This is a genomic window from Hafnia sp. (assembly GCF_036648275.1).
In the GTDB taxonomy this organism is placed as follows: domain Bacteria; phylum Pseudomonadota; class Gammaproteobacteria; order Enterobacterales; family Enterobacteriaceae; genus Hafnia; species Hafnia alvei.
Window position 1 is genome coordinate 1 of sequence record NZ_JAVXIQ010000011.1, and the last position, 22,804, is coordinate 22,804.

At 49.4% G+C, this 22,804-nt stretch carries 28 protein-coding genes; 16 read left to right on the top strand and 12 right to left on the bottom strand.

Translation table 11 applies throughout. The features are described 5' to 3' along the window. Together nanQ and RSC70_RS11635 are read left to right on the top strand one after the other, a co-directional pair. The coding region (gene nanQ, locus RSC70_RS11630) for an N-acetylneuraminate anomerase (RefSeq protein WP_332542491.1) at positions 1 to 479 on the top strand (479 nt) is incomplete at its 5' end. Positions 480 to 654: 175 nt separating this feature from the next. Next, the gene (locus tag RSC70_RS11635; protein WP_332542493.1) at positions 655 to 1,536 is read left to right on the top strand and encodes a MurR/RpiR family transcriptional regulator; all 882 of its coding nucleotides are present in this window, start codon (positions 655 to 657) and stop codon (positions 1,534 to 1,536) included. A 122-nt stretch (positions 1,537 to 1,658) separates the two neighbouring features. Here the strand turns inward: RSC70_RS11635 and sspB are convergent, their stop codons facing one another. The 5 genes from sspB to zapE all read right to left on the bottom strand — a co-directional run bounded on the left by sspB (position 1,659) and on the right by zapE (position 5,392). Then, on the bottom strand, positions 1,659 to 2,156 hold the full coding sequence (sspB, locus tag RSC70_RS11640) for a ClpXP protease specificity-enhancing factor (protein WP_040047157.1): 498 nt from the start codon (positions 2,154 to 2,156) through the stop codon (positions 1,659 to 1,661). A gap of 2 nt (positions 2,157 to 2,158) precedes the next feature. Continuing rightward, positions 2,159 to 2,800: a stringent starvation protein SspA gene (gene sspA, locus RSC70_RS11645; RefSeq protein WP_004091284.1), complete on the bottom strand. Its 642-nt coding sequence runs from the start codon at positions 2,798 to 2,800 to the stop codon at positions 2,159 to 2,161. A gap of 315 nt (positions 2,801 to 3,115) precedes the next feature. Next, on the bottom strand, positions 3,116 to 3,508 hold the full coding sequence (gene rpsI / locus RSC70_RS11650) for a 30S ribosomal protein S9 (RefSeq protein ID WP_332542494.1): 393 nt from the start codon (positions 3,506 to 3,508) through the stop codon (positions 3,116 to 3,118). A 15-nt stretch (positions 3,509 to 3,523) separates the two neighbouring features. Then, positions 3,524 to 3,952 carry a 50S ribosomal protein L13 gene (gene rplM / locus RSC70_RS11655; protein WP_004091281.1) on the bottom strand — a complete coding sequence of 143 codons (429 nt, stop codon included), beginning with the start codon at positions 3,950 to 3,952 and terminating at the stop codon, positions 3,524 to 3,526. 291 nt (positions 3,953 to 4,243) lie between these two features. After that, on the bottom strand, positions 4,244 to 5,392 hold the full coding sequence (zapE, locus tag RSC70_RS11660; RefSeq protein ID WP_332542496.1) for a cell division protein ZapE: 1,149 nt from the start codon (positions 5,390 to 5,392) through the stop codon (positions 4,244 to 4,246). A gap of 409 nt (positions 5,393 to 5,801) precedes the next feature. Here zapE and zapG point away from each other — a divergent pair, with 409 nt between their 5' ends. The 3 genes from zapG to degS all read left to right on the top strand — a co-directional run bounded on the left by zapG (position 5,802) and on the right by degS (position 8,934). Further along, complete coding sequence (zapG, locus tag RSC70_RS11665; protein ID WP_025801137.1) at positions 5,802 to 6,197, top strand: Z-ring associated protein ZapG; 396 nt, start codon at positions 5,802 to 5,804, stop codon at positions 6,195 to 6,197. Between the two features lie 209 nt (positions 6,198 to 6,406). After that, positions 6,407 to 7,735: a Do family serine endopeptidase gene (locus RSC70_RS11670; RefSeq protein ID WP_040047167.1), complete on the top strand. Its 1,329-nt coding sequence runs from the start codon at positions 6,407 to 6,409 to the stop codon at positions 7,733 to 7,735. Between the two features lie 122 nt (positions 7,736 to 7,857). Continuing rightward, positions 7,858 to 8,934 (top strand): outer membrane-stress sensor serine endopeptidase DegS, encoded by a 1,077-nt coding sequence (gene degS, locus RSC70_RS11675; protein WP_040047154.1) that lies wholly within the window; start codon positions 7,858 to 7,860, stop codon positions 8,932 to 8,934. Positions 8,935 to 9,013: 79 nt separating this feature from the next. On the opposite strand, the gene murA is transcribed toward degS, so the two are convergent. The 7 genes from murA to mlaF all read right to left on the bottom strand — a co-directional run bounded on the left by murA (position 9,014) and on the right by mlaF (position 13,917). Continuing rightward, complete coding sequence (gene murA, locus RSC70_RS11680; RefSeq protein WP_040047153.1) at positions 9,014 to 10,273, bottom strand: UDP-N-acetylglucosamine 1-carboxyvinyltransferase; 1,260 nt, start codon at positions 10,271 to 10,273, stop codon at positions 9,014 to 9,016. 66 nt (positions 10,274 to 10,339) lie between these two features. Further along, positions 10,340 to 10,594, bottom strand: coding sequence for a BolA family iron metabolism protein IbaG (gene ibaG, locus RSC70_RS11685; RefSeq protein ID WP_008815209.1), 255 nt, complete (start codon positions 10,592 to 10,594; stop codon positions 10,340 to 10,342). Positions 10,595 to 10,782: 188 nt separating this feature from the next. Then, positions 10,783 to 11,097 (bottom strand): lipid asymmetry maintenance protein MlaB, encoded by a 315-nt coding sequence (gene mlaB / locus RSC70_RS11690; protein ID WP_332542497.1) that lies wholly within the window; start codon positions 11,095 to 11,097, stop codon positions 10,783 to 10,785. Beyond that, positions 11,097 to 11,738, bottom strand: a complete 642-nt coding sequence (mlaC, locus tag RSC70_RS11695; RefSeq protein WP_025801132.1) for a phospholipid-binding protein MlaC — start codon at positions 11,736 to 11,738, stop codon at positions 11,097 to 11,099. The genes mlaB and mlaC overlap by 1 nt, the downstream gene beginning before the upstream one ends. A 17-nt stretch (positions 11,739 to 11,755) precedes the next feature. Beyond that, positions 11,756 to 12,295, bottom strand: coding sequence for an outer membrane lipid asymmetry maintenance protein MlaD (gene mlaD, locus RSC70_RS11700; RefSeq protein WP_025801131.1), 540 nt, complete (start codon positions 12,293 to 12,295; stop codon positions 11,756 to 11,758). A gap of 4 nt (positions 12,296 to 12,299) precedes the next feature. Then, positions 12,300 to 13,082: a lipid asymmetry maintenance ABC transporter permease subunit MlaE gene (gene mlaE / locus RSC70_RS11705; protein ID WP_025801130.1), complete on the bottom strand. Its 783-nt coding sequence runs from the start codon at positions 13,080 to 13,082 to the stop codon at positions 12,300 to 12,302. Between the two features lie 4 nt (positions 13,083 to 13,086). Next, the gene (gene mlaF / locus RSC70_RS11710) at positions 13,087 to 13,917 is read right to left on the bottom strand and encodes a phospholipid ABC transporter ATP-binding protein MlaF (RefSeq protein WP_025801129.1); all 831 of its coding nucleotides are present in this window, start codon (positions 13,915 to 13,917) and stop codon (positions 13,087 to 13,089) included. 543 nt (positions 13,918 to 14,460) lie between these two features. Here mlaF and RSC70_RS11715 point away from each other — a divergent pair. The 11 genes from RSC70_RS11715 to npr all read left to right on the top strand — a co-directional run bounded on the left by RSC70_RS11715 (position 14,461) and on the right by npr (position 22,748). Further along, positions 14,461 to 15,444 carry a calcium/sodium antiporter gene (locus tag RSC70_RS11715; RefSeq protein ID WP_130984486.1) on the top strand — a complete coding sequence of 328 codons (984 nt, stop codon included), beginning with the start codon at positions 14,461 to 14,463 and terminating at the stop codon, positions 15,442 to 15,444. Between the two features lie 75 nt (positions 15,445 to 15,519). Further along, the gene (kdsD, locus tag RSC70_RS11720) at positions 15,520 to 16,506 is read left to right on the top strand and encodes an arabinose-5-phosphate isomerase KdsD (RefSeq protein WP_046459252.1); all 987 of its coding nucleotides are present in this window, start codon (positions 15,520 to 15,522) and stop codon (positions 16,504 to 16,506) included. Between the two features lie 26 nt (positions 16,507 to 16,532). Further along, positions 16,533 to 17,099 (top strand): 3-deoxy-manno-octulosonate-8-phosphatase KdsC, encoded by a 567-nt coding sequence (gene kdsC, locus RSC70_RS11725; protein WP_282808113.1) that lies wholly within the window; start codon positions 16,533 to 16,535, stop codon positions 17,097 to 17,099. Continuing rightward, on the top strand, positions 17,096 to 17,674 hold the full coding sequence (lptC, locus tag RSC70_RS11730) for an LPS export ABC transporter periplasmic protein LptC (RefSeq protein WP_332542499.1): 579 nt from the start codon (positions 17,096 to 17,098) through the stop codon (positions 17,672 to 17,674). Before kdsC ends, lptC begins: the two co-directional genes overlap by 4 nt. Beyond that, positions 17,643 to 18,272 carry a lipopolysaccharide ABC transporter substrate-binding protein LptA gene (lptA, locus tag RSC70_RS11735; protein ID WP_025801124.1) on the top strand — a complete coding sequence of 210 codons (630 nt, stop codon included), beginning with the start codon at positions 17,643 to 17,645 and terminating at the stop codon, positions 18,270 to 18,272. Before lptC ends, lptA begins: the two co-directional genes overlap by 32 nt. Positions 18,273 to 18,278: 6 nt before the next feature. Further along, positions 18,279 to 19,004, top strand: a complete 726-nt coding sequence (gene lptB / locus RSC70_RS11740) for an LPS export ABC transporter ATP-binding protein (protein ID WP_025801123.1) — start codon at positions 18,279 to 18,281, stop codon at positions 19,002 to 19,004. A 133-nt stretch (positions 19,005 to 19,137) separates the two neighbouring features. Further along, on the top strand, positions 19,138 to 20,571 hold the full coding sequence (rpoN, locus tag RSC70_RS11745) for an RNA polymerase factor sigma-54 (RefSeq protein WP_234618505.1): 1,434 nt from the start codon (positions 19,138 to 19,140) through the stop codon (positions 20,569 to 20,571). Positions 20,572 to 20,594: 23 nt separating this feature from the next. Further along, positions 20,595 to 20,882: a ribosome hibernation promoting factor gene (gene hpf / locus RSC70_RS11750; RefSeq protein WP_040047149.1), complete on the top strand. Its 288-nt coding sequence runs from the start codon at positions 20,595 to 20,597 to the stop codon at positions 20,880 to 20,882. 124 nt (positions 20,883 to 21,006) lie between these two features. Further along, entirely contained in the window at positions 21,007 to 21,471 is a 465-nt protein-coding gene (ptsN, locus tag RSC70_RS11755) for a PTS IIA-like nitrogen regulatory protein PtsN (RefSeq protein WP_025801120.1), read from the top strand. A 142-nt stretch (positions 21,472 to 21,613) separates the two neighbouring features. Then, the gene (rapZ, locus tag RSC70_RS11760) at positions 21,614 to 22,465 is read left to right on the top strand and encodes an RNase adapter RapZ (RefSeq protein ID WP_025801119.1); all 852 of its coding nucleotides are present in this window, start codon (positions 21,614 to 21,616) and stop codon (positions 22,463 to 22,465) included. A 10-nt stretch (positions 22,466 to 22,475) separates the two neighbouring features. Beyond that, positions 22,476 to 22,748 (top strand): PTS phosphocarrier protein NPr, encoded by a 273-nt coding sequence (npr, locus tag RSC70_RS11765; protein WP_025801118.1) that lies wholly within the window; start codon positions 22,476 to 22,478, stop codon positions 22,746 to 22,748. The last annotated feature ends 56 nt before the right edge of the window (positions 22,749 to 22,804 follow it).

Here is a 22,804-nt window from a genome sequence, read left to right on the forward strand (position 1 = left end):
ATGGCTTTATGATTTTGGGAAAAATAACCGATATTGACCAACAGGCCGATCTCCCTGCCGCGCTACGTGCGATCGTCAAACAAGCATTAGCCTTAGCGCCAGAAACGCTAGAACCGGGGCGCTATGAAATCGACGGCAATGATATCTTTATCAATGTGATGGCCTTTGAAACCGCCGATGCGCAAAGCAAACGTTATGAACAGCACCGCGACTATGCCGATATTCAAATTCTGCTTAGCGGCAATGAACGTATCGATTTTGGTCCCGCCAATTCTGGGCAAGAACTCGATACTTATCATGAAGACGATGACTATCAGCTGTGTAGCGAGGTAGAACCGCAACAAACGCTCCACATGCAAGCGGGCATGTTTGCGGTGTTTCTCCCCGGTGAACCGCATAAGCCAGGATGCGTCGCAGACCAATCGCAGACGATTAAAAAAGCGGTGATCAAAGTACGGAAACGCTGTCTCACCCACTGAGATTTCCAAATCATAATAACAATGCAGTAAGACGACTGTTTCTCTTTGACCGCGTGATGTGTATATACCCCCTATATGTACATCGCGCTTTTTTTAACACCTCACTCTTGCTACGCTCTATCACATCAACTCTCCGCAGCCACGATCGCCTTAAGCAGGTGAAAACAGGGAAATTATGCAGCCTCAAGCCCCTCGCCTTAAACCGGGGAAAATCCTCGACACCTTAGGTGCGATGCAAAACAGCCTGACTCGTGTTGCCCAACGCATTGCGCAGTACATTCTTCGAGCCCCTCAACGCGTCACGCAGCTTTCCATTGCCGAGCTTTCCCGACAAACGCAGGCGGGCGAAGCCTCCGTGATCCGTTTATGCCGCACGCTGGGCTATAAAGGCTTTCAAGATTTCAAAATGGATTTGGCTATCGAATTGGCCACCGCGGAACCTGAAGCCAATGCGCCGTTGCTCGATGCTGAAATTGGAGATATCGACGATGCGCACACCATTGGCTTAAAACTCCAAAATACGATCAACAACGTGTTGTCTGAAACGCTCAATTTGTTAGATATGCATCAGGTCGGTCAGGTGGTTGAGGCGCTGAGAAACAGCCAGTCGGTATATATTTTTGGCGTGGGTTCCTCGGGCATCACCGCAGAAGACATGAAACATAAGCTAATGCGCATTGGGCTGCGTGTTGATGCCGTGACCAATAATCATTTTATGTATATGCAGGCTACGCTGCTCAACGCTGGCGATGTTGCGATAGCCATCAGCCACTCGGGAAGTTCGCCAGAAACGGTGCATGCGCTCACGTTAGCGAAACAGGCCGGAGCAACCACCGTTGCGCTAACGCATAATTTAGGCTCTCCATTGAGCGAGGTAGCAGATTTCAGCCTCATCAACGGTAATCGGCAAGGTACGTTACAGGGAGACTCTATTGGCACCAAAACAGCACAGCTGTTCGTCTTAGATTTGCTGTACACCTTGTTGGTTCAGAGAGCACCAGAGCAGGCGAGAGAGACGAAACTGCGCACCATGAGAGCCTTGGATATAACAAAATAATCCTTCGGTAGCGCCACAGTTTTACCCGGTTTCAGATACAAAAAAGCCAGTCAAATGACTGGCTTTTCACTGACTTAACAACCTAGCTTCACGCTGTTATTTAACATTGTGATTTAGCATTGCTATTTAACAACGCGCAATGAAGGTCGTCCGCGAGGCGGCGGCGTTGGTTCATCGCCATCGTCATCAGACTCAACGGGAACGTCTGGCAAATTACCATCAATCACCGTCATGCTTGGCTCGCTTGTCGTTTCATCGTCTTCTACCGACATCAACGGCATTTCGTTTTCGTAAGCAGGTTCAGGCTCAAACATTGTACCAGCCCCATTTTCACGCGAGTAGATCGCCATGACTGCGGAGATAGGCACATAGACATTACGAGGAACGCCACCAAAACGCGCATTGAAGCGAACGGCATCATCGCCCAGCTCAAGATTACCAACGGCACGCGGCGCAATGTTCAATACGATTTGACCATCGCGAGCAAACTCCATCGGCACCATCACACCATGGCGGTTAACATCAACCACCAAGTGCGGCGTAAGCTGGTTATCAAGCAACCACTCATAGAAGGCACGCAGCAAGAATGGGCGGCGTGGCGACATTTGAGACAATTCCATGATTAGCCTCGGGTATGCAGACGCATTTCACGCTCAGCTTCAGTCATAGAAGCCAAGAATGCATCACGCTCAAAGACGCGAGTCATGTAGATTTTCAGTTCTTTAGAACCAGCGCCAGACAATTCAATGCCCAGAACCGGCAAACGCCATAACAGCGGTGCCAAATAGCAGTCAACCAAGCTGAACTCGTCGCTCATGAAGAATGGCTTCTGAGTAAAGACAGGCGCGATAGCCAGCAGCTCTTCACGCAGCTGTTTGCGCGCGTTGTCAGCTTCCTGAGCAGTACCTTTTTCAATCTTGTGCAGCAGTGAATACCAGTCGTTTTCGATGCGATGCATCATCAGACGGCTTTCACCACGGGCAACTGGATAAACTGGCATCAATGGTGGATGCGGGAAACGCTCGTCCAGATATTCCATGATGATACGGGATTCATACAGAGTCAGCTCACGGTCAACCAACGTCGGTACTGTGCGGTACGGGTTGAGGTCAATCAGATCCTGCGGCAGGTTATCCATCTCAACCTGCTCAATCTCGACGCTGACACCCTTTTCAGCCAGTACGATACGTACTTGATGGCTAAAGATGTCGGTCGGGCCGGAAAACAGCGTCATTACCGAACGTTTGTTGGCAGCGACAGCCATGAAAACCTCCAGGTATATTCAGAATTTTTACTGCTACCAGCCACCAGGTGGCCAGCCAGAAGTGATGTCACCCAGATTCGGAAAGCCATTGCTGTTCAAAATACAAACAAAAAATGAACAATACCGGACATTTGGGCAGAAAATTGGATGATAGTTTACCAGATTTTGTGACCTTTGTGGTGAGTCGATTCTGGAAATGGGAAAAAAGAGGTGGCAATCAGCAGATTACCGTGCTTATTCGCGGGTAACAATCCATAAAAAAACCCGCCGAGGCGGGTTTTTTCGCAAATTGCAATCTGCCGAAGCAGAATCCAATTAACGCTTGGAGAACTGAGGACGACGACGTGCTTTACGCAGGCCGACTTTCTTACGTTCAACTTCACGAGCATCACGAGTAACGAAGCCTGCTTTACGCAGTTCGCCACGCAGTGACTCGTCATATTCCATCAGTGCGCGGGTGATACCGTGACGGATCGCACCAGCTTGACCAGAAATACCACCACCTTTAACGGTGATGTACAGGTCCAGTTTACCAATCATATCGACCAGTTCCAGCGGCTGACGAACTACCATGCGGGCAGTTTCACGACCGAAGTACTGTTCCAGAGAACGTTGGTTGATTACGATTTTACCACTGCCCGGTTTGATAAACACGCGAGCGGCGGAGCTTTTGCGGCGACCAGTGCCGTAGTATTGAGTTTCAGCCATTGCCTATAATCCCGATTAAATGTCAAGAACTTGCGGTTGCTGTGCCGCGTGATTGTGCTCGTTACCAGCGTAAACTTTCAGTTTACGGTACATAGCACGACCCAGCGGGCCCTTCGGCAGCATGCCTTTAACCGCGATCTCAATGACACGCTCAGGGTGGCGAGCAATCATCTCTTCAAAGGTCGCTTGTTTGATACCACCGATGTGGCCGGTGTGATGGTAATAGATCTTGTCAGAACGCTTGTTGCCGGTTACAGCAACTTTTTCTGCGTTCAGAACGATGATGTAATCACCAGTATCAACGTGCGGAGTGTATTCCGCTTTATGCTTGCCACGCAGGCGACGAGCCAGTTCAGTAGCCAAACGGCCCAGAGTCTTGCCGTCTGCATCAACTACGTACCAGTCACGTTTTACGGTTTCTGGCTTAGCTGTAAAAGTTTTCATTAAAAGCTTACCCAATTTAAGTTACACGTTGGTGAACACCCAAACGCTTACCTGTGTAAAAAAGTAAATGTATTAGAGGCTCACACGACCATCGTCCAGCAAACCTACCCCTTCGAATAGCCAATGCCGGCACATAAAGTTTTTGGGAAAAAAAACTTCGTTGTAACGTGGGGTCGCAAGATTATAGAGAAGTAGAATCTAAAGATCGAATAATTTTTCGGGCTAAAATTGATTTTATGATTGCATCCGGTAGACAGCGGCACCGGATGCGAGTGTTTTTTAAACAAAACGTTATGGCAAATGCTCTAAGCGCAAATAATCTTCGCTTTGCATCTCCTGTAAACGAGACAAGCAGCGCTGATATTCAAACTTCAAATGATCGCCCTGATAAATTTCGAACATCGACAGCTCCGCGCTGATGATCAGTTTTACATGACGCTCATAAAACTCATCCACTAGCGCAAGGAAGCGGCGCGCCGTATTTTCATTCAGCGTATCCATCTTCTTGACATGATGCAAAAACACCGTGTGATAGCGCCGCGAAAGCGCAATATAGTCAAGCTGGCTACGCGCCTCCTCACACAGAACCGAGAACTCAACGGCTAATACACCTCCCGAACTGCACAGCGCAGGCAGTGGTCGATGGTTGATCTCTAACACGGGGTTAATCTCTCCTACGCTGCCCGCTAACTTGGCAAACATTTCATCCATGCGCTGCCGCGTTTCGGTGGTCATCGGGGTAAAATACAGTCCTGCTTGCGTCAACGTACGCAGACGATAATCGATACCCGCATCCACATTCATCACGGTGCAATAGCGTTTAATCAGATCAATGGCGGGCAGAAAACGGGCGCGCTGCAAGCCATTATGATAAAGGTTATCTGGGGGAATATTTGAGGTAGAAACCAGCGTAATACCACGGGCAAATAGTGCTTGCAACAGCGTGCCCAACAGCATGGCATCGGTGATATCCGACACAAAAAACTCATCGAAACACAGCACATCCGCTTCGTTTTTAAAGCCATCGGCAATGATTTCTAATGGATTTTCTTGCCCTTGCAACGCAACAAGCTCTTCTTGTACCCGCAGCATAAAACGGTGGAAATGCAAACGCAGTTTGCGTTCGCCGGGAATGCTGTGGAAAAACAGATCCATTAGCCATGTCTTGCCGCGCCCAACCCCGCCCCACATATATAGACCTTGCACCGGCTCCTGCGGCTTAGCTGCAGATTTTCCCCACAGGCTCTGCAAACGACCGCGCAATCCTCGACTTTCGACGACGGGTGTAGACTGTTCTCTCTCAATAAGCGCTTGCTGAATGGCTGTTAGAGCCTCGACAGTTTGCCGCTGAACGGCGTCTGGTTGGTAGTCTCCGGCATCGAGCGCCTGCTGATACAGCATGGTTGGCGTCAAGACGGACGTGGTGCGATTTGATGGCATTAGGTACAGGATCCCTACTCAATTTTTATCATTAGTTATATACCCAAAATAATTCAAGCAGCATTGCGGCGGCAAGTGAGCTCATCCCGATGAGCTTACATCAGTAAGTGATTCGGATGCGCGAATGTAGCCAACAAAAATGCGGCTTGAAGTATGACGGGTATAAAGAATTTTAAAAATCTTAAACGCTACTTTTCGTGCAGCTTAGCGGCTGATTGTCGCCTGTTAACTGACTTTTGTCTTGTATCGGCAATTGTTTTTGCCCGTAAACCTCTCAGCAATGCACCTTCAGGATTCCACTCAGGTAAGGTTAACGGTTATAGTGTGCTTATGTGTAGGATATGTCGTTGAATCCCTACTAAGTAAAATAGCTAACGCAAGCACATTCTATATACAGATAGGAGTCATCATGACCTGGGAGTATGCGCTTATTGGTTTAGTCGTCGGTATCGTGATTGGTGCGGTAGCGATGCGTTTCGGCAACCGAAAACTTCGCCAGCAGCAGGTGCTGCAAAACGAGCTCGAAAAGAGTAAAAACGAGTTGGAGCAATATCGCCAAGAACTGGTGAGCCATTTTGCTCACAGCGCCGAGTTACTCGATAACATGGCGAGCGACTATCGCCAGCTGTATCAGCACATGGCGAAAAGCTCAAACAATCTGCTGCCAGATATGCCGCCGCAGGATAATCCTTTCCGTTACCGCTTGACCGAAGCGGATAACGATCAGGCTCCAGTTGAGTTCCCGCCACGTGATTATTCCGATGGTGCATCTGGATTACTCCGCGCTGAACGCCGCGACAAATAATAAATATACCCAAAATAATTGGCGGGTATAAAACACTTCGGTGGCTGTTTTTTCTAACAGCCACCTCTTTTAATTACTCTTCTTAATCCCCACTTTGTTATTCTGAATAATATGGAACTTAATGCGCGCTGTTCGTTCTGAGTAGCACACCGGATTAATTTGCCCAAGACACATTGACCCTTTTGAAGACCATGAGAAAACATTCCATGATGAAGAAAAAATCTTTATTGCTCAGTGCGCTTGCTTTAAGCATGGGCTTAACAATGTTATCCGCACCGTTTGCCAATGCCGCATTACCACCCATCGTTGCTGGACAAAGCGTACCAAGCCTAGCGCCGATGTTGGAGAAAGTGCTGCCAGCCGTGGTTAGCGTTCACGTTGAAGGCATGCAAAATGCCAAACCAACGCCGGCGGCCAAAGGTGGAGAACGTCAGTTTGAGGGCTTAGGTTCAGGTGTCATTATTGATGCAGCCAAAGGCTATGTGCTGACCAATAACCACGTTATCAGCAATGCGACTACCATCAAAGTGCAGCTCAACGATGGACGCGAATACGCCGCTAAGCTGATTGGCCGTGACGAACAATCGGATATCGCGTTAATTCAGCTCACCGATGCGAAAAACCTGACGGCGATAAAAATCGCAGACTCAGACAAATTGCGCGTGGGTGATTTTGCCGTTGCCGTGGGTAACCCATTTGGTATTGGGCAAACAGCCACCTCAGGCATTATTTCTGCGTTGGGTCGCAGCGGGTTAAATCTCGAAGGTCTGGAAAACTTTATTCAAACGGATGCTGCCATCAACCGTGGTAACTCCGGTGGTGCCTTGATTAACCTCAACGGCGAGCTAATCGGGATTAACACCGCGATCTTGGCGCCGGGCGGCGGTAATATCGGCATTGGTTTTGCGATCCCAAGTAACATGGCGCAAAGCCTCAGCGCTCAGCTGATCAAATACGGCGAAGTTAAACGCGGCGTTCTCGGCATTCGTGGCCGAGAAATGACGGCTGACCTCGCGCAGGCCTTCAAGCTTGACGCGCAGCGCGGTGCTTTCGTAAACGAAGTCTTGGCAAACTCTGCCGCGGCGAAAGCAGGTATTAAAGCAGGCGACGTGATTATCGCACTCGATGGCAACCCGCTCAGCAGCTTCGCCGAGCTGCGCGCCAAAATTGGCTCAGCCGCACCGGGAACCGTGCTAAAACTCGGTTTACTGCGCAACGGCAAGCCATTAACAGTTCCCGTTACGCTTGAAAATAGCGGTGTTACCACCACTCAGGCAGAAAATATCAGCCCTTCACTGCAAGGTGCAACGCTAAGCGATGGCGATGTGAAAGGTACGCCGGGAATTAAAATTGATGACGTTGCCAAAGGCTCTGTTGCAGCACAAATGGGCATGCACAAAGGCGACCTGATCATTGGTATCAACAGCGAGCGTATTCGTGATATCGCCTCTTTACGTAAGGCTCTGGCGGCAAACCCACCGGTCATTGCGCTGCACTTATTACGTAACGGTGAAGGCCTGTATTTGCTGATTCGCTAGATGCGACTTCACTAAAAGAGTGATTTAAACAAAAACTGCACAAAAATCGGGCATAGGCGTGTGCCGTGCCCGATTTTCTCTGTTATTCTTCGCCTATCTTTTCTTACCCTTTCAGAAACTTCATGTTTACTAAGATATTACGCTCAGTTTTTCTGGGGCTTGTGGTAGCCATCATTTTGCTGATTGCGGTGCCATCACTGCGTCCGGTAGGGCTTTTTTCGTTATTTAAAGCAGCCTCATTCGAAGAAGCACCTGTTAGCTACAATTCTGCGGTGAAACGAGCTGCCCCCGCCGTCGTTAACGTTTACAACGGCAGCATGAATAATAGCGGTCAAGGCAACAATGGCTTAGCAATCAAAACTCTAGGCTCTGGCGTTATCATGGATAGCCGAGGCTACATACTCACCAATAAACATGTTGTCAGCGGCGCAGACCAAATCGTAGTCGCTCTACAAGATGGCCGCGTTTTTGAAGCTATGCTCGCCGGTTCAGATACGCTCACCGATTTGGCCGTGCTGAAAATTCAGGCGACCAATCTGCCGGTTATCACCATCAACCCAAAACGAGTTCCTCACATTGGCGACGTGGTTCTGGCTATCGGCAATCCCTATAACATTGGGCAAACCACAACCCAAGGGATTATCAGCGCCACCGGCCGTGTAGGGTTAAGCACCTATGGACATCAGAACTTCTTACAAACCGACGCCTCAATCAACCACGGTAACTCAGGCGGTGCATTAGTGAACACGCTGGGTGAGTTGGTGGGAATCAATACCCTATCGCTTGATAAGAGCAACGACGGTGAAACGCCTGAAGGTATTGGTTTTGCCATTCCAACCGCCCTTTCTACCAAGATCATGGCCAAGCTGATTCGCGATGGACGCGTTATTCGTGGTTTTATCGGCGTGAGCGGCAGAGAAATTGCACCGGCGCGCAATCAGCCGCAAGCCAATGCGATGGAGCGTATTCAGGGTATTATCGTGCGTGACGTGGCCGCTAACGGCCCTGCGGCTAATGCCGGAATTCAGCCGGGCGACATCGTGCTCAACGTCGATGGAAAACCCGCAGTCAGCGCGGCCGAAACCATGGATCAGGTGGCTGAAATTCGCCCTGGAACGGTAGTACCGGTAATTATTATGCGTAACGGTGAACGCATGACGCTCAGCGTGACCATCGAAGAGTTTCCAAACGTCGATTGATCACCTTCAGCGCAGCGAAAAAATGCCATAAAAAAACGCCATCGAAAGATGGCGTTTTTGTTTTCAAGCGTAGGCTAAATTACTCGCCTTTTACGCGCTCGATGTTTGCGCCCAAGGCGCTTAACTTGTTCTCGATGCGGTCATAACCACGGTCGATGTGGTAAATACGATCGACGATAGTTGTACCTTCCGCAACGCAGCCAGCAATAACCAAACTTGCAGACGCACGCAGGTCAGTGGCCATTACCTGCGCACCAGACAGTTTTTCAACGCCGTAGCAAATCGCAGTATTACCTTCGATTTCAGCATGAGCACCCATACGGATAAGCTCAGGGATATGCATGAAACGGTTTTCGAAGATGGTTTCGGTGATAACACCGGTACCTTCAGCCACCAGGTTCAGCAAGCTGAACTGAGCCTGCATATCGGTTGGGAAACCAGGATGCGGAGCAGTACGAACGGTAACGGCTTTTGGACGCTCACCGTGCATATCTAAGGAGATCCAGTCTTCACCGGTTTCAATATCTGCACCCGCTTCACGCAGTTTTGCCAAAACAGCATCCAGCGTATCAGGACGGGTATTACGGCAGATAATTTTGCCGCGTGTAACCGCAGCGGCAATCAGGAAAGTACCGGTTTCGATACGATCTGGCAGCACGCGATAAACACCGCCGCCCAAGCGCGCAACACCTTCAATGGTGATACGGTCTGAACCAGCGCCTGAAATTTTTGCCCCTAAGGTGTTCAGGAAGTTCGCGGTATCCACAATTTCCGGCTCACGTGCGGCGTTTTCAATAACCGTTGTGCCTTCAGCCAGCGTAGCCGCACTCATGATGGTTACGGTAGCGCCAACGCTCACCTTATCCATAACGATATGCGCGCCTTTCAAGCGACCATCAACGGAAGCTTTCACGTAGCCTTCTTCCAGTTTGATCTCTGCACCCAGCTGTTCTAAACCGGTGATGTGCAAATCAACGGGGCGAGCGCCAATCGCGCAACCACCCGGCAAGGAAACCTGACCATAGCCAAAGCGAGCAACCAGTGGGCCCAGCGCCCAAATAGACGCACGCATGGTTTTCACCAGATCGTAAGGAGCACATAGCTCATTTACGTTGCTCGCATCGACGTGAACCGAACCGTTACGTTCAACGCGCACACCTAACTGGCTTAACAGTTTCATCGTGGTGTCGATGTCTTTCAACTTCGGCACGTTTTGAATTTCTACAGGCTCTTCCGCCAGCAACGCAGCGAACAGAATTGGCAGGGCTGCATTTTTTGCACCAGAAATGGTGACCTCGCCGCTTAGGCGAGTGGGCCCCTGCACACGAAATTTATCCATTATTACCGATCTCAGTTAAATATTTGAAACAACCATCACCGCGAACGGTAATAGCGAGTATTGGGATCACAACGCATTAAGCTTGCGATCGCGCTGCCATTCTTCAGGGGTGAAAGCCTTGATCGACAGTGCGTGAATTCTGTTATCTGCAATGTATTCCATCAGAGGTGCATACACCGTCTGTTGTTTTTTAACACGGCTCATACCAGCAAACTGTTCGCCGACAACAATCACCTGAAAGTGGCTGCCGTCACCGGTTACATGGGCTTCCTGCAGGGATAATGCGTTCATCAACACATCTTTAATTTCGTTGTTGTCCATGGGCGCTCAATCATTGAATAAAGAAAAAATATGAACATCGTTTTGGCATTATTGGCATAAATGCTCTTTGCAGCCAAAAGGACTAAGCCGCCCATATTAGAGTAAATATGCTCTATCTTAAACAAAGAAAAGCCCCCGATAGCATCGTTATCGAGGGCTTTAGAAATAATCCTAATTATTGCACTGGGTTAGGAGGCTAATTCAGCCCCTTCAGCGATCAGGATGTCATTGAGGTTATAGAGCGCAATCAGCGTGCGTAGACGCTCGCTCACACCGGTAATCACAATCTGGGAAGCACCGCTCGCAGGCGTGTTTTGCACGTGAACCAGCATAGCGAGGCCCGCAGAATCCACACGCGCCAACTCGCTTAAATCCAGACGTTTCTTACCTTCAAGCAACGTGTGGCGATCGTCCCAAAAACTCATGAGTGAATCTCGGTCGAGAATACCAATCAGCTTGAGCGTATCTTCTTCGCTACGCCATTGCAGGATATTCGGCGTCATTATTTTTGATCCAGCGTAATCGGCTGTTGCGCAGATGAGATCAGCTGTTTGGTTAAACCATCAACGCCGTTCTGACGCAGAATAGATGCCCACTCATTTTGTTTGGTGGTGATCATACTGACGCCTTCTGCGATCATATCAAATGCCTGCCAGTTGCCCGTTTGGCTGTTTTTACGCCATTGGAAATCCAGACGAACCGGAGGACGCCCCTGCGGGTCAATGATAGTGACGCGAATAGGTACGATGGTCGCATCGCCCAAATCACGCTCTGGTGCAATGTTGTAGGTCTGACCATGATACATTGCCAGCGCCTGACCATAAGCCTGTTCTAAGTATGACTGGAAAGCCTTGAAGTAAGCGTCACGCTGTGCAGGTGTCGCGCCACGGTAATACTGACCCAGCACCAGTGCGCCTGCGTATTTTACCTGCACATACGGCATCAACTCTTCATGCACGATGGTGCGCAGATAGTTAGGATCCTGCTTGATTTTAGGCTGTTCGTTTTTAAGACGATCAAAAGTTTGCTTGGCTGCGGCATCCATCAGCTTGTAAGGGTTTGTCTGATCGACGGCAGCATTTGCCAGTGTTGGTACCAGTGGGGCTACCGCCAGCAGTGCCACCATTAACATACGTTTAAACATGAATAAATCCCCTTAAATTAATGTGCTGCCGGAGCTTCAGCAGGCGCAGATGCGTCGCCCGAAGCGCTGTCTTTCTTGTTGGCGTCATCGTTGCCACTCTTATATAAGAACTGGCCAATCAAATCTTCCAATACCATCGCCGACTTGGTGTCTTGAATGGTGCCGCCATCTTTAAGGATAGACGTTCCCATTTCAGGATCTTCAAAGCCCACGTTTAATGCGAGGAATTGCTCACCCAATAACCCTGATGTGCGAATAGCCAATGAGCTGGTATCTGGGATCTGGTTATATTGCTCGTCGATATCCATCGCGACGCGAGGCAGGTAGGTTTTAGGATCTAAAGTAATATCCGCAACGCGCCCAATCACAACGCCGCCGATTTTGATTGGCGAACGTGCTTTTAACCCACCGATGTTATCGAATGTCGCATAGATACGATAGGTTGGCTCATTGCCCAGCGATTTAACGTTTGCAACCTGCAAGCACAGGAATACTACCGCACACAGCGCGATAAGCATGAATACGCCAACCCAAATTTCACTTTTTTTCGTTTGCATTGCATCAGTTCCCAAACATCAGTGCTGTCAGCACAAAATCTAATCCCAAGACCGCCAGTGACGAATGCACGACGGTGCGCGTGGTCGCGCGACTAATCCCTTCAGAGGTGGGTATCGCATCATATCCGTTGAACAAGGCAATCCACATGATTGTAATGGCAAACACCACGCTCTTAATCATGCAGTTGACTAAATCCGTATGGAAATCGACCGAGCCCTGCATCGCTGACCAGAAGAAACCGCTATCAATGCTTTTCCAATCGACGCCCACTACAGATCCGCCCCAGATACCGACGGCCACAAAAATCGCCGTCAACAAAGGCATACTGATAAGGCCAGCCCAAAAGCGTGGCGCAACGATACGCCGCAGCGGATCGACGGCCATCATCTCCATGCTAGAGATCTGCTCGGTGGCTTTCATCAAACCAATTTCCGCCGTCACCGCAGAGCCTGCTCGCCCCGCAAACAGCAACGCAGTGACAACTGGGCCAAGTTCACGCAGCAGCGACAGCGCCACCATCATGCCTAGACTCGCCTCAGCGCTGTAGGTGGTTAAAATGAGGTAGCCCTGTAAACCGAGCACCATGCCGATAAACAAACCAGAAACCACGATGATCAGCAGAGACTGCACGCCAACGCTGTAAAGCTGTTTACGCAGCAGCGGCCATTGTTTGGCAAATTCTGGTTTACCTATCAAGGCATTAAACATCATCAAGCCTGCGCGCCCAAATGAAGCACAGACGTTGATTCCTCGGCGTCCAAACGACGCCAACGCATTTAACAGCATGAGATCACTTACTCCCTGATCCTAATGGGGCTAATCCAAGCAGCGCGGAACGATAATCGCCAGCCGGATAGCGGAATGGCACGGGTCCATCCGCGATGCCGTCAAGGAACTGTCGGACTCGCGGATCGCTATTGCCGCTGAGCTCCGCTGAACCACCTTGAGCCACAACGCGCTGATCCGCCACAATATAAGCGTAATCCGCAATACTCAATACCTCAGGCACGTCGTGAGACACCACCACGCAGGTAATACCCAGCGAGTGATTTAGCTCATCAATCAGTTTGACCAAAACGCCCATTGTTATTGGATCTTGCCCAACAAAAGGCTCATCAAACAAAATCATTTCAGGATCAAGCGCAATGGCACGTGCCAGCGCCGCGCGCCGCGCCATCCCGCCAGAAAGCTCTGACGGCATTAAACCACCGGCACCACGCAGCCCTACCGCCTCTAACTTCATCAATACCGTCGTGCGGATTAACGATTCTGGCAGTTGGGTATGTTCACGCAGCGGAAACGCCACGTTATCGAATACGGTCAGATCGGTAAACAACGCGCCAGATTGAAATAGCATGCTCATTTTTTTGCGAGCTTCAAACAGCTTATGACGCGAAAGCGATGGGATATTTTGCCCATCAAACCAAATTTCACCTTTATCTGGGCGGATTTGCCCGCCAATCAAACGCAGTAGCGTGGTTTTACCGATCCCCGAAGGCCCCATAATGGCAGTGATTTTTCCTTTCGGGACGGTCATCGTAATATCGGTAAAAATTTGCCGGTTACCACGGCTAAAACTCATGCCGTTGATTTCCACCAAATTTGTTGCCTGTTGATTCATGAGCAAGATTCTCTTAGTCATCTTTATGGCACTGATTTATGGCGATTTTCGCCCTCATCCATGAAGCTGCATTAGATTTCACAGCACACGCGTTCCAAACGGTATTCCAAAGATCGGGATTCTCTCACGTTCTGACCCAATACCGCGCCAATACTTTGGCTATATTTATAACAATTTTGCGATTACGGCGCTTAAACCAGACTTATCCGGCTCATTCTGACAAATAATTCTCATGTTTTTCTGGCTAAAGGTGCCATGGGTTTTACTTTTCCCTCTCTGGCAGTCAGAATTGTTAAGATTCACGATAGTTATGGCTTAACGCTGCATCGGTAGTTCATTTTCAATGAATTTCCGCCTCATTTGATAAGCCAAATCTTCGGAAATCATTTTTTCGCTTAACGTTTTTTACTATACCCAAAATAATTGGCGTTGCATCAAGGCGGCAAGAGAGAGGATCCCGAATGCAGCCAGCTCAGGGACAACGTCAAGTATGACGGGTATAGAAACTGCAAATGCTGGATTATACCCAACAAAGGACTCTGCATGCTGCTCGCCACCCTATTGTTGATCGTTGGTTTAATACTATTAGTTTATGGCGCAGACCGCTTAGTTTACGGTGCCGCAGCTATAGCACGCTCATTCGGCGTCCCGCCGATGATTATTGGGATGACAATCGTGGGGATAGGTACATCCCTGCCCGAGCTGACGGTTTCCCTCACCGCGGTAATGAATAATCAAATAAACACCGCTGTCGGTACAGTCATTGGCTCAAACATCGCGAATATCTTACTTATTTTAGGCAGCGCCGCGATATTACGCCCACTTTCAGTTCGGTCTGATATTCTCAGGCGCGAACTGCCGTTAATGTTAGGCGTCACAATTTTGTGCGGGTTTGTCCTTTATGACAATCAGCTAACGCGCCTAGACGGCGCTCTTTTGATTCTCGCCTTTGCGGCTTTTATGTGGCTGATGTTAAAGATGGCACGACTGGCGATGCGCGACGGCAACGATCCGCTCACCGATGAGCAGATGGCAGAACTTCCCAAGGATACCAGTAATACGGTGGCTTTATTATGGATTGCCTTGGGGCTGATTATTTTGCCGCTGTCGGCCAAGATAATCGTTGATAATTCAACGGTAATCGCCCGTTATTTCGGCGTCAGTGAATTGGTGATTGGCCTAACCATTATCGCCATTGGTACAAGCCTACCAGAACTCGCAACGTCCATCGCGGGAGCGATAAAAGGCGAGCACGATATTGTGTTGGGTAATATTATTGGCTCCAATATTTTCAATATTTTGATTGTACTTGGTGTTCCAGCCCTCATATCACAAGGGGATACCCAATTCGATCCTAGCGCCTTTAGCCGCGACTACTGGGTCATGCTTGGCGTGAGTGTAATGCTGACGGCCCTGTGTATCAGGCGAAAGCACAAAATTGGACGAAAAGCCGGAGCGCTGCTGCTATGCGGATTTGTTGCCTACGTCGTGCTGCTGTTCATACATCAGCCAATCGATATGTATTAAATAAGTACGAGACGGTGAGTACCGCTTCATTAAACGTACCGCCGATTAAACCGCTGAATCGAGTGAGAAAAAAACATGTCACATTTGGATTTACAGCCGGGATTTGATTTCCAGCATGTGGGAAAGCAGGTTCTTCAGACTGAACGCGAAGGACTGGCACAGCTAGATCAATACATTAATCAGGACTTCACCCACGCCTGCGAGGCGATTCTGGCCTGTATGGGGAAAGTTGTCGTCATGGGCATGGGCAAATCCGGTCACATTGGCCGAAAAATTGCCGCGACGCTCGCCAGTACAGGAACCCCGGCGTTCTTTGTGCACCCTGGTGAAGCTAGCCACGGCGATCTCGGCATGGTCACCTCCCATGATATCGTGCTGGCGATTTCTAACTCCGGCGAATCTCACGAGATCCAAGCGCTGATTCCGGTGCTAAAACGCCAAAAAGTTAAGCTTATCTGCATGACAAATAACCCTGAAAGTTCAATGGGTAAAGCTTCAGATATCCATCTGTGTGTTAAAGTCCCGCAGGAAGCCTGCCCGTTAGGGCTAGCGCCAACTACCAGTACGACCGCAACGCTGGTCATGGGCGATGCGCTGGCCGTTGCACTGCTGCAAGCGCGTGGTTTCACCGCTGAAGATTTTGCACTGTCGCACCCTGGCGGCGCATTGGGCCGTAAATTGTTGCTGCGCGTGAGCGACATCATGCACACCGGTAGCGAATTACCACACGTCAGCCGCGATGCTTCACTGCGCGATGCCCTGTTGGAAATTACGCGTAAAAATCTTGGGTTAACCGTCATCTGTGATGATTTGATGAAAATCGAAGGGATTTTCACCGATGGTGACCTGCGCCGGATTTTTGATTTGGGTGTTGATTTAAACAATGCGAAAATTGCCGACGTGATGACATCCGGCGGAATTCGTATTCGTCCAAACGCTCTAGCCGTCGATGCATTAAACCTGATGCAGGCACGTCATATCACATCGTTGTTGGTTGCCGACGGCGATCAACTGATCGGCGTCGTTCATATGCATGATATGCTGCGCGCTGGCGTGGTTTAAGATTTAACGTTTTAGGTGAAAAATTAATGAATGAACAAGGTATGAATATCGCTACCTGTTACGGCCCAGTTGCCCGTAAAATCATGGACAGCGCAGCAGATATTCGTCTCGTCATCTGCGACGTAGACGGTGTGTTATCTGACGGCCTGATTTACATGGGTAACAATGGCGAAGAGCTCAAAGCGTTTAACGTGCGCGATGGCTATGGTATCCGCTGTCTCATTACCGAAGGCATTCATGTGGCGATCATTACCGGTCGCCAATCCAAATTAGTCGCCGACCGCGCGGCTACGTTGGGAATTGAGCACCTATATCAAGGGCAATCTGATAAACTGATTGCCTTTGAAAAAATTCTCTCCGATCTGAATTTGCAGCCAAATCAGGTTGCGTATATTGGTGATGATTTGATCGACTGGCCAGTCATGGCCAAAGTAGGACTTTCCGTTGCTGTAGCAGACGCGCACCCTATTTTATTACAGCGCGCTCAATATGTTACCCGTATTGCAGGCGGGCGCGGTGCTGTTCGTGAGTTATGCGACCTTATCCTACAGTCACAGGGCAAACTGGATGAGGCCAAAGGGCTATCAATATGAGTAAAACCAAACGCTGGGTCATCCTGCTATTAACGGTCATTGCATTGGCGCTGATTGGATGGAATATCACCGAAAATGATTCCGATTCCGTGCTGACCCCCACGAATAATCAGGAACCGACCTACCGCAGCCAGCATACTCTGACCGTGGTCTATGACCCGACAGGTAAACTAAGCTATAAGCTGGTAGCAGAAGATGTTCAGCATTTCACCGAGGATAAAACCAGCTGGTTTACCCATCCGGTGTTGACGACTTACGATCAGGACATTCAACCGACCTGGTCTATTCGCGCTGATAAAGCAAAACTTACCGATGACCGTATGCTTTATTTATACGGCAACGTTGAAGTAAACAGTTTGACGACGACCTCGCAATTGGAAAGGATTACCACCGATAATGCGCAGGTAAATCTAGTGACTCAGGACGTCAGCTCTGATGATGAAGTCACTCTTTATGGGTCAAACTTCACCTCCCATGGTCTGAAGATGCGCGGGAACATGCGGGAAAAATCCGCAAGGCTGATTGACAAGGTAAATACCTATTATGAAATTCAAAACAAACAACAAAATCCTTAGCCTTATCATTGCCGGTTCATTGATCGCAGCCAGCGCCCCTGTGCTGGCGCTGACCGGGGATACAGAGCAACCGATTCATATTGACTCGGCTCAGCAGTCTTTGGATATGCAAGGCAACACCGTGACGTTTACCGGTGATGTGGTCGTGACCCAAGGCACTATCAAAATCAACGCCGATAAAGTTGTAGTGATCCGTCCTAACGGTGCTCAAGGCAAAGAAGTCGTTGAAGGTTACGGTAATCCCGTCACTTTCTATCAGATGCAAGACAACGGCAAACCGGTTAGCGGTCATGGACAGAAACTGCGTTATGAATTGGATAAAGACTTTGTCATCCTGACCGGCGACGCTTTCCTGAAACAGGTTGATAGCAGCATCAAAGGCGACAAAATCACCTATCTGGTTAAACAGCAGCAGATGGAAGCCTTTAGCGATAAAGGCAAGCGCGTAACCACGGTACTGATCCCATCCCAGTTGCAGGATAAGGGCGGCAAAGCGGCTCCGGCGGCAGCGCCAGCTAAATCACAACCGCAGAGCAAGCCTGCCGCACCGCAGGGTAAATCTCCGTTTAGTCAGTCCTCACAGACCAAGAGTAACTAATTCGTTATGGCAACTTTAATTGCTGAAAATCTGGCCAAGGCCTACAAAGGCCGCCGCGTCGTTGAAAACGTTAGCCTCACCGTTAACTCAGGCGAAATCGTAGGGCTGCTAGGGCCTAACGGCGCGGGTAAAACCACCACCTTTTATATGGTTGTTGGTATTGTGCCACGTGATGCGGGTCGCATTGAGATTGACGATGAAGACATCAGCCTGCTGCCGTTGCACGCACGTGCTCGTCGTGGGATCGGCTACCTGCCGCAAGAAGCCTCTATCTTTCGCCGCCTGAGTGTGTATAACAACCTTATGGCTGTGTTAGAGATTCGCGAAGATTTAACCAAAGAGCAGCGTGCCGATCGTGCCGATGAGCTTATGGAAGAGTTCCACATCGCTCATCTGCGTGACAACCTCGGACAATCGCTGTCTGGTGGTGAACGCCGTCGCGTTGAAATTGCACGTGCATTAGCCGCAAATCCTAAGTTCATCCTGTTAGATGAACCTTTTGCGGGCGTTGACCCAATCTCTGTTATTGATATTAAAAAAATTATCGAACACCTGCGCGACCGCGGTTTGGGCGTATTGATTACTGACCATAACGTGCGTGAAACGCTAGACGTTTGTGAACGTGCTTATATCGTGAACCAGGGCAACCTCATTGCTCATGGTACGCCATCTGAAATCTTGGCCGATGAGCAGGTTAAACGCGTCTATCTGGGTGAAGAATTCCGTCTGTAACGGCGGCTATCTTGCGTCATATTTACCCTGTGCCATCTCGTGCAGGGTATACCGCACGGTGGTCTTCATGCGGCCGGACTCTTTTTAGTTTAGCAGGCACTCTGCTTACACCAATGGAAATGAGCTCGCGATTATGAAGCAAGGTTTGCAACTCAGGCTAAGTCAGCAGTTAGCGATGACTCCACAGCTGCAGCAGGCAATTCGCCTGTTGCAATTATCAACGCTAGAGCTTCAGCAAGAGATTCAACAAGCATTAGAAAGCAACCCGCTGCTTGAACAAGATGACACTCACGATGAAATCGAAACTTCAACGGAAGAAGTCAACGAAGAGCTGGATACCCGCGAACAGCTAGAGCAGCCGGACATGCCGGAAGAACTTCCTCTCGATGCCACATGGGACGAAATCTATACGGCTGGCACCCCATCAGGTACAGGAACGGACTACAGCGACGACGAGCTGCCGATCTATCAGGGTGAGACCACCCAGACCCTGCAAGACTATCTGATGTGGCAAGTTGAACTCACCCCATTTAGTGATACCGATCTGGCTATTGCCACCGCCATCGTCGATGCTGTGGATGATACTGGCTACCTCACCTCTTCTCTCGACGATATTTTAGAGAGCATGGGCGATGAACACGTCATGATGGATGAAGTCGAAGCGGTACTTAAACGCGTACAGCGTTTCGACCCCGTCGGCGTCGCCGCCCGCGATCTGCGTGATTGCCTGCTGGTTCAGCTCTCACAGTTTACCGATGGAACACCTTTCCTTAACGAAGCACGCCTCATTGTTGATAAGCATTTAGATCTCTTAGCTAATCACGATTTCCGTAATCTGATGCGTTCGACTAAGCTAAAAGAAGATGTCCTCAAAGCGGCGATGCAGCTGATCCAAACGCTCGATCCGCGCCCAGGGCTTTCTATCAACACCGGCGAGTCCGACTACGTGATCCCAGACGTTTTGGTACACAAACATCAAGGACGCTGGGCAGTTGAATTAAATCAGGACAGCGTTCCACGCCTTAAAATTAATCAGCACTACGTTTCGCTCGGAGCACAAACCCGAAGCGATAGCGATACCCAGTTCATCCGCAGTAACCTGCAGGAAGCGAAGTGGCTGATTAAAAGTCTGGAAAGCCGTAATGAAACCTTACTGAAAGTGTCGCGCTGTATCGTAGAGCAGCAGCAGGCATTTTTTGATAATGGCGCTGAGTTCATGAAACCGATGGTGCTGGCCGATATCGCCCAGCAGGTCGAAATGCATGAATCCACCATCTCGCGTGTAACAACGCAGAAGTTTCTGCACAGCCCGCGAGGCATATTTGAACTGAAATATTTCTTCTCGAGTCACGTCAGCACCGAAGACGGCGGTGAAGCCTCCTCAACGGCAATCCGTGCTCTCGTGAAGAAACTCGTTGCGGCGGAGAACCCTGCCAAACCGTTGAGCGACAGCAAGCTAGCGACCTTGCTTGCCGATCAGGGTATTATGGTTGCCAGACGTACCGTTGCTAAATACCGAGAGTCTTTGTCCATCCCACCGTCAAACCAACGCAAACAATTGGTTTGACCATAACAGAGAAGGAAGACACTATGCAGCTCAACATTACCGGACACCATGTCGAAATAACCGAAGCTTTGCGCGAATTTGTCACCACTAAATTTGGCAAGCTAGAGCAATATTTTGACCGAATAAATCAGGTTTATGTGGTACTGAGCGTGGAGAAAATCCAGCACATTGCGGAAGCAACGGTACATATTAACGGCGGTGAGCTGCATGCTACCTCGGAGCAGCTAGATATGTATGCTGCGATTGATACTCTGGTTGATAAACTGGCGCGCCAGCTCAATAAACATAAAGACAAATTGAAACAACACTAGCGTTTAAATTGTTTAAACGCCTGCTGACTTCATCGGCCTGTTTCCTCCATGAAACGGGCCGATAAGCCATCATGGGGAGCATGAAAAATCAGCCCTTTGGTCTGATTTAAATGAAGAAGATGAGATGAGTAACGATTTAACTATGCCATTAACCTCCGTACTGAGTCCGGAGTGCACGCGCAATGCAGTTCACTGTTCCAGCAAGAAACGCGCTCTGGAAATCATCAGCGAACTCGCAGCTGCACAGCTGAACCTGCCACCACAGATCGTCTTTGATGCGATCTTAACGCGTGAGCGTATGGGGAGCACCGGCATTGGCAACGGCATTGCGATTCCTCACGGCAAGCTTGAGGAAGACACCCTGCGAGCCATTGCGGTTTTCATTCATCTAGAACAGCCGATAAGCTTTGACGCTATCGATAATCAGCCCGTCGACCTGCTGTTTGCCTTGCTAGTTCCCGCTGACCAATGCAAAACCCACTTACAAACGCTCGCGATTATGGCGCAGAAATTGGCCGATAAAGGTGTATGCCGCCAATTACGCAGTGCGCAAAGCGATGATGAGCTGTACAAAATCATTACAGAATAAAGCGTTAGCACGCTGTCAAAACAGTGGCAGTAAGTGCTGCGTCACGTTACATTGGGTATAACAATGAGTGATAGACCTCCCTTGGGAGGTCAAATTTCCACAGACAGTCATAAGGCTGTCCGAAATTAAGGGGAGTTGTGACATGGTGCTGATGATTGTCAGCGGCCGTTCCGGTTCAGGGAAATCCGTTGCGTTACGTGCGCTTGAGGACATGGGATTTTATTGTGTAGACAATCTTCCCGTTGAGCTCTTGCCGAATTTAGCTCGCTCTCTGGCCGATCGCGGAACCTCCGCCGCCGTCAGTATTGACGTGCGTAACATGCCAGAATCTCCAGAAGTTTTGGAAACAGCGATGGACAGTCTGCCTGACAGCTTCTCTCCACAGTTGCTGTTTTTAGATGCCGATCGTAATACGCTAATCCGCCGATACAGCGATACCCGCCGTCTGCACCCTCTCTCGACTAAAAATCTGTCGCTCGAAAGCGCCATTGATGAAGAGAGTGATTTGCTGGAGCCACTACGCTCACGTGCCGATCTTATTATCGATACGTCCGAAATGTCGGTACATGAACTGGCTGAAATGTTGCGTACACGCCTGCTTGGCAAACGCGAGCGCGAGCTGACGATGGTGTTTGAATCATTTGGTTTCAAGCACGGTATTCCGATTGATGCCGATTATGTCTTCGACGTTCGCTTTCTGCCAAACCCGCACTGGGACCCAAAACTACGCCCAATGACAGGTTTAGATAAACCGGTTGCTGCATTTTTAGATCGTCATACCGAAGTGCATAACTTTATTTATCAGACCCGCAGCTATTTGGAACAATGGCTGCCAATGCTGGAAACCAACAACCGCAGCTATCTCACGGTAGCCATCGGCTGTACCGGCGGCAAACATCGTTCTGTTTATGTGGCTGAACAGCTTGCAGATTATTTCCGCTCACGCGGGAAAAACGTGCAATCTCGTCACCGTACGCTAGAAAAACGTAAATAGGCACCGTTGAATGACCGTTAAGCAAACCGTGGAAATCAAAAATCGTCTGGGCATGCATGCTCGCCCAGCGATGAAATTGTTTGAACTGGTTCAAGGCTTTGATGCAGAAGTATTGCTGCGTAACGAAAGCGGCGTTGAAGCCGAAGCCAGCAGCGTCATCGCACTTCTGATGTTAGATTCCGCTCAAGGCGGTCATATTGAGGTTCAGGCCGAAGGGCCGGATGAAGATAAAGCGCTAGAAGCCGTGATTTCGTTGTTTGAAGCCGGATTTGATGAAGACTAGTTGATTCCATATTTTCATGTTAAAAGCCTCTACGCGCAGAGGCTTTTTTATTTTAA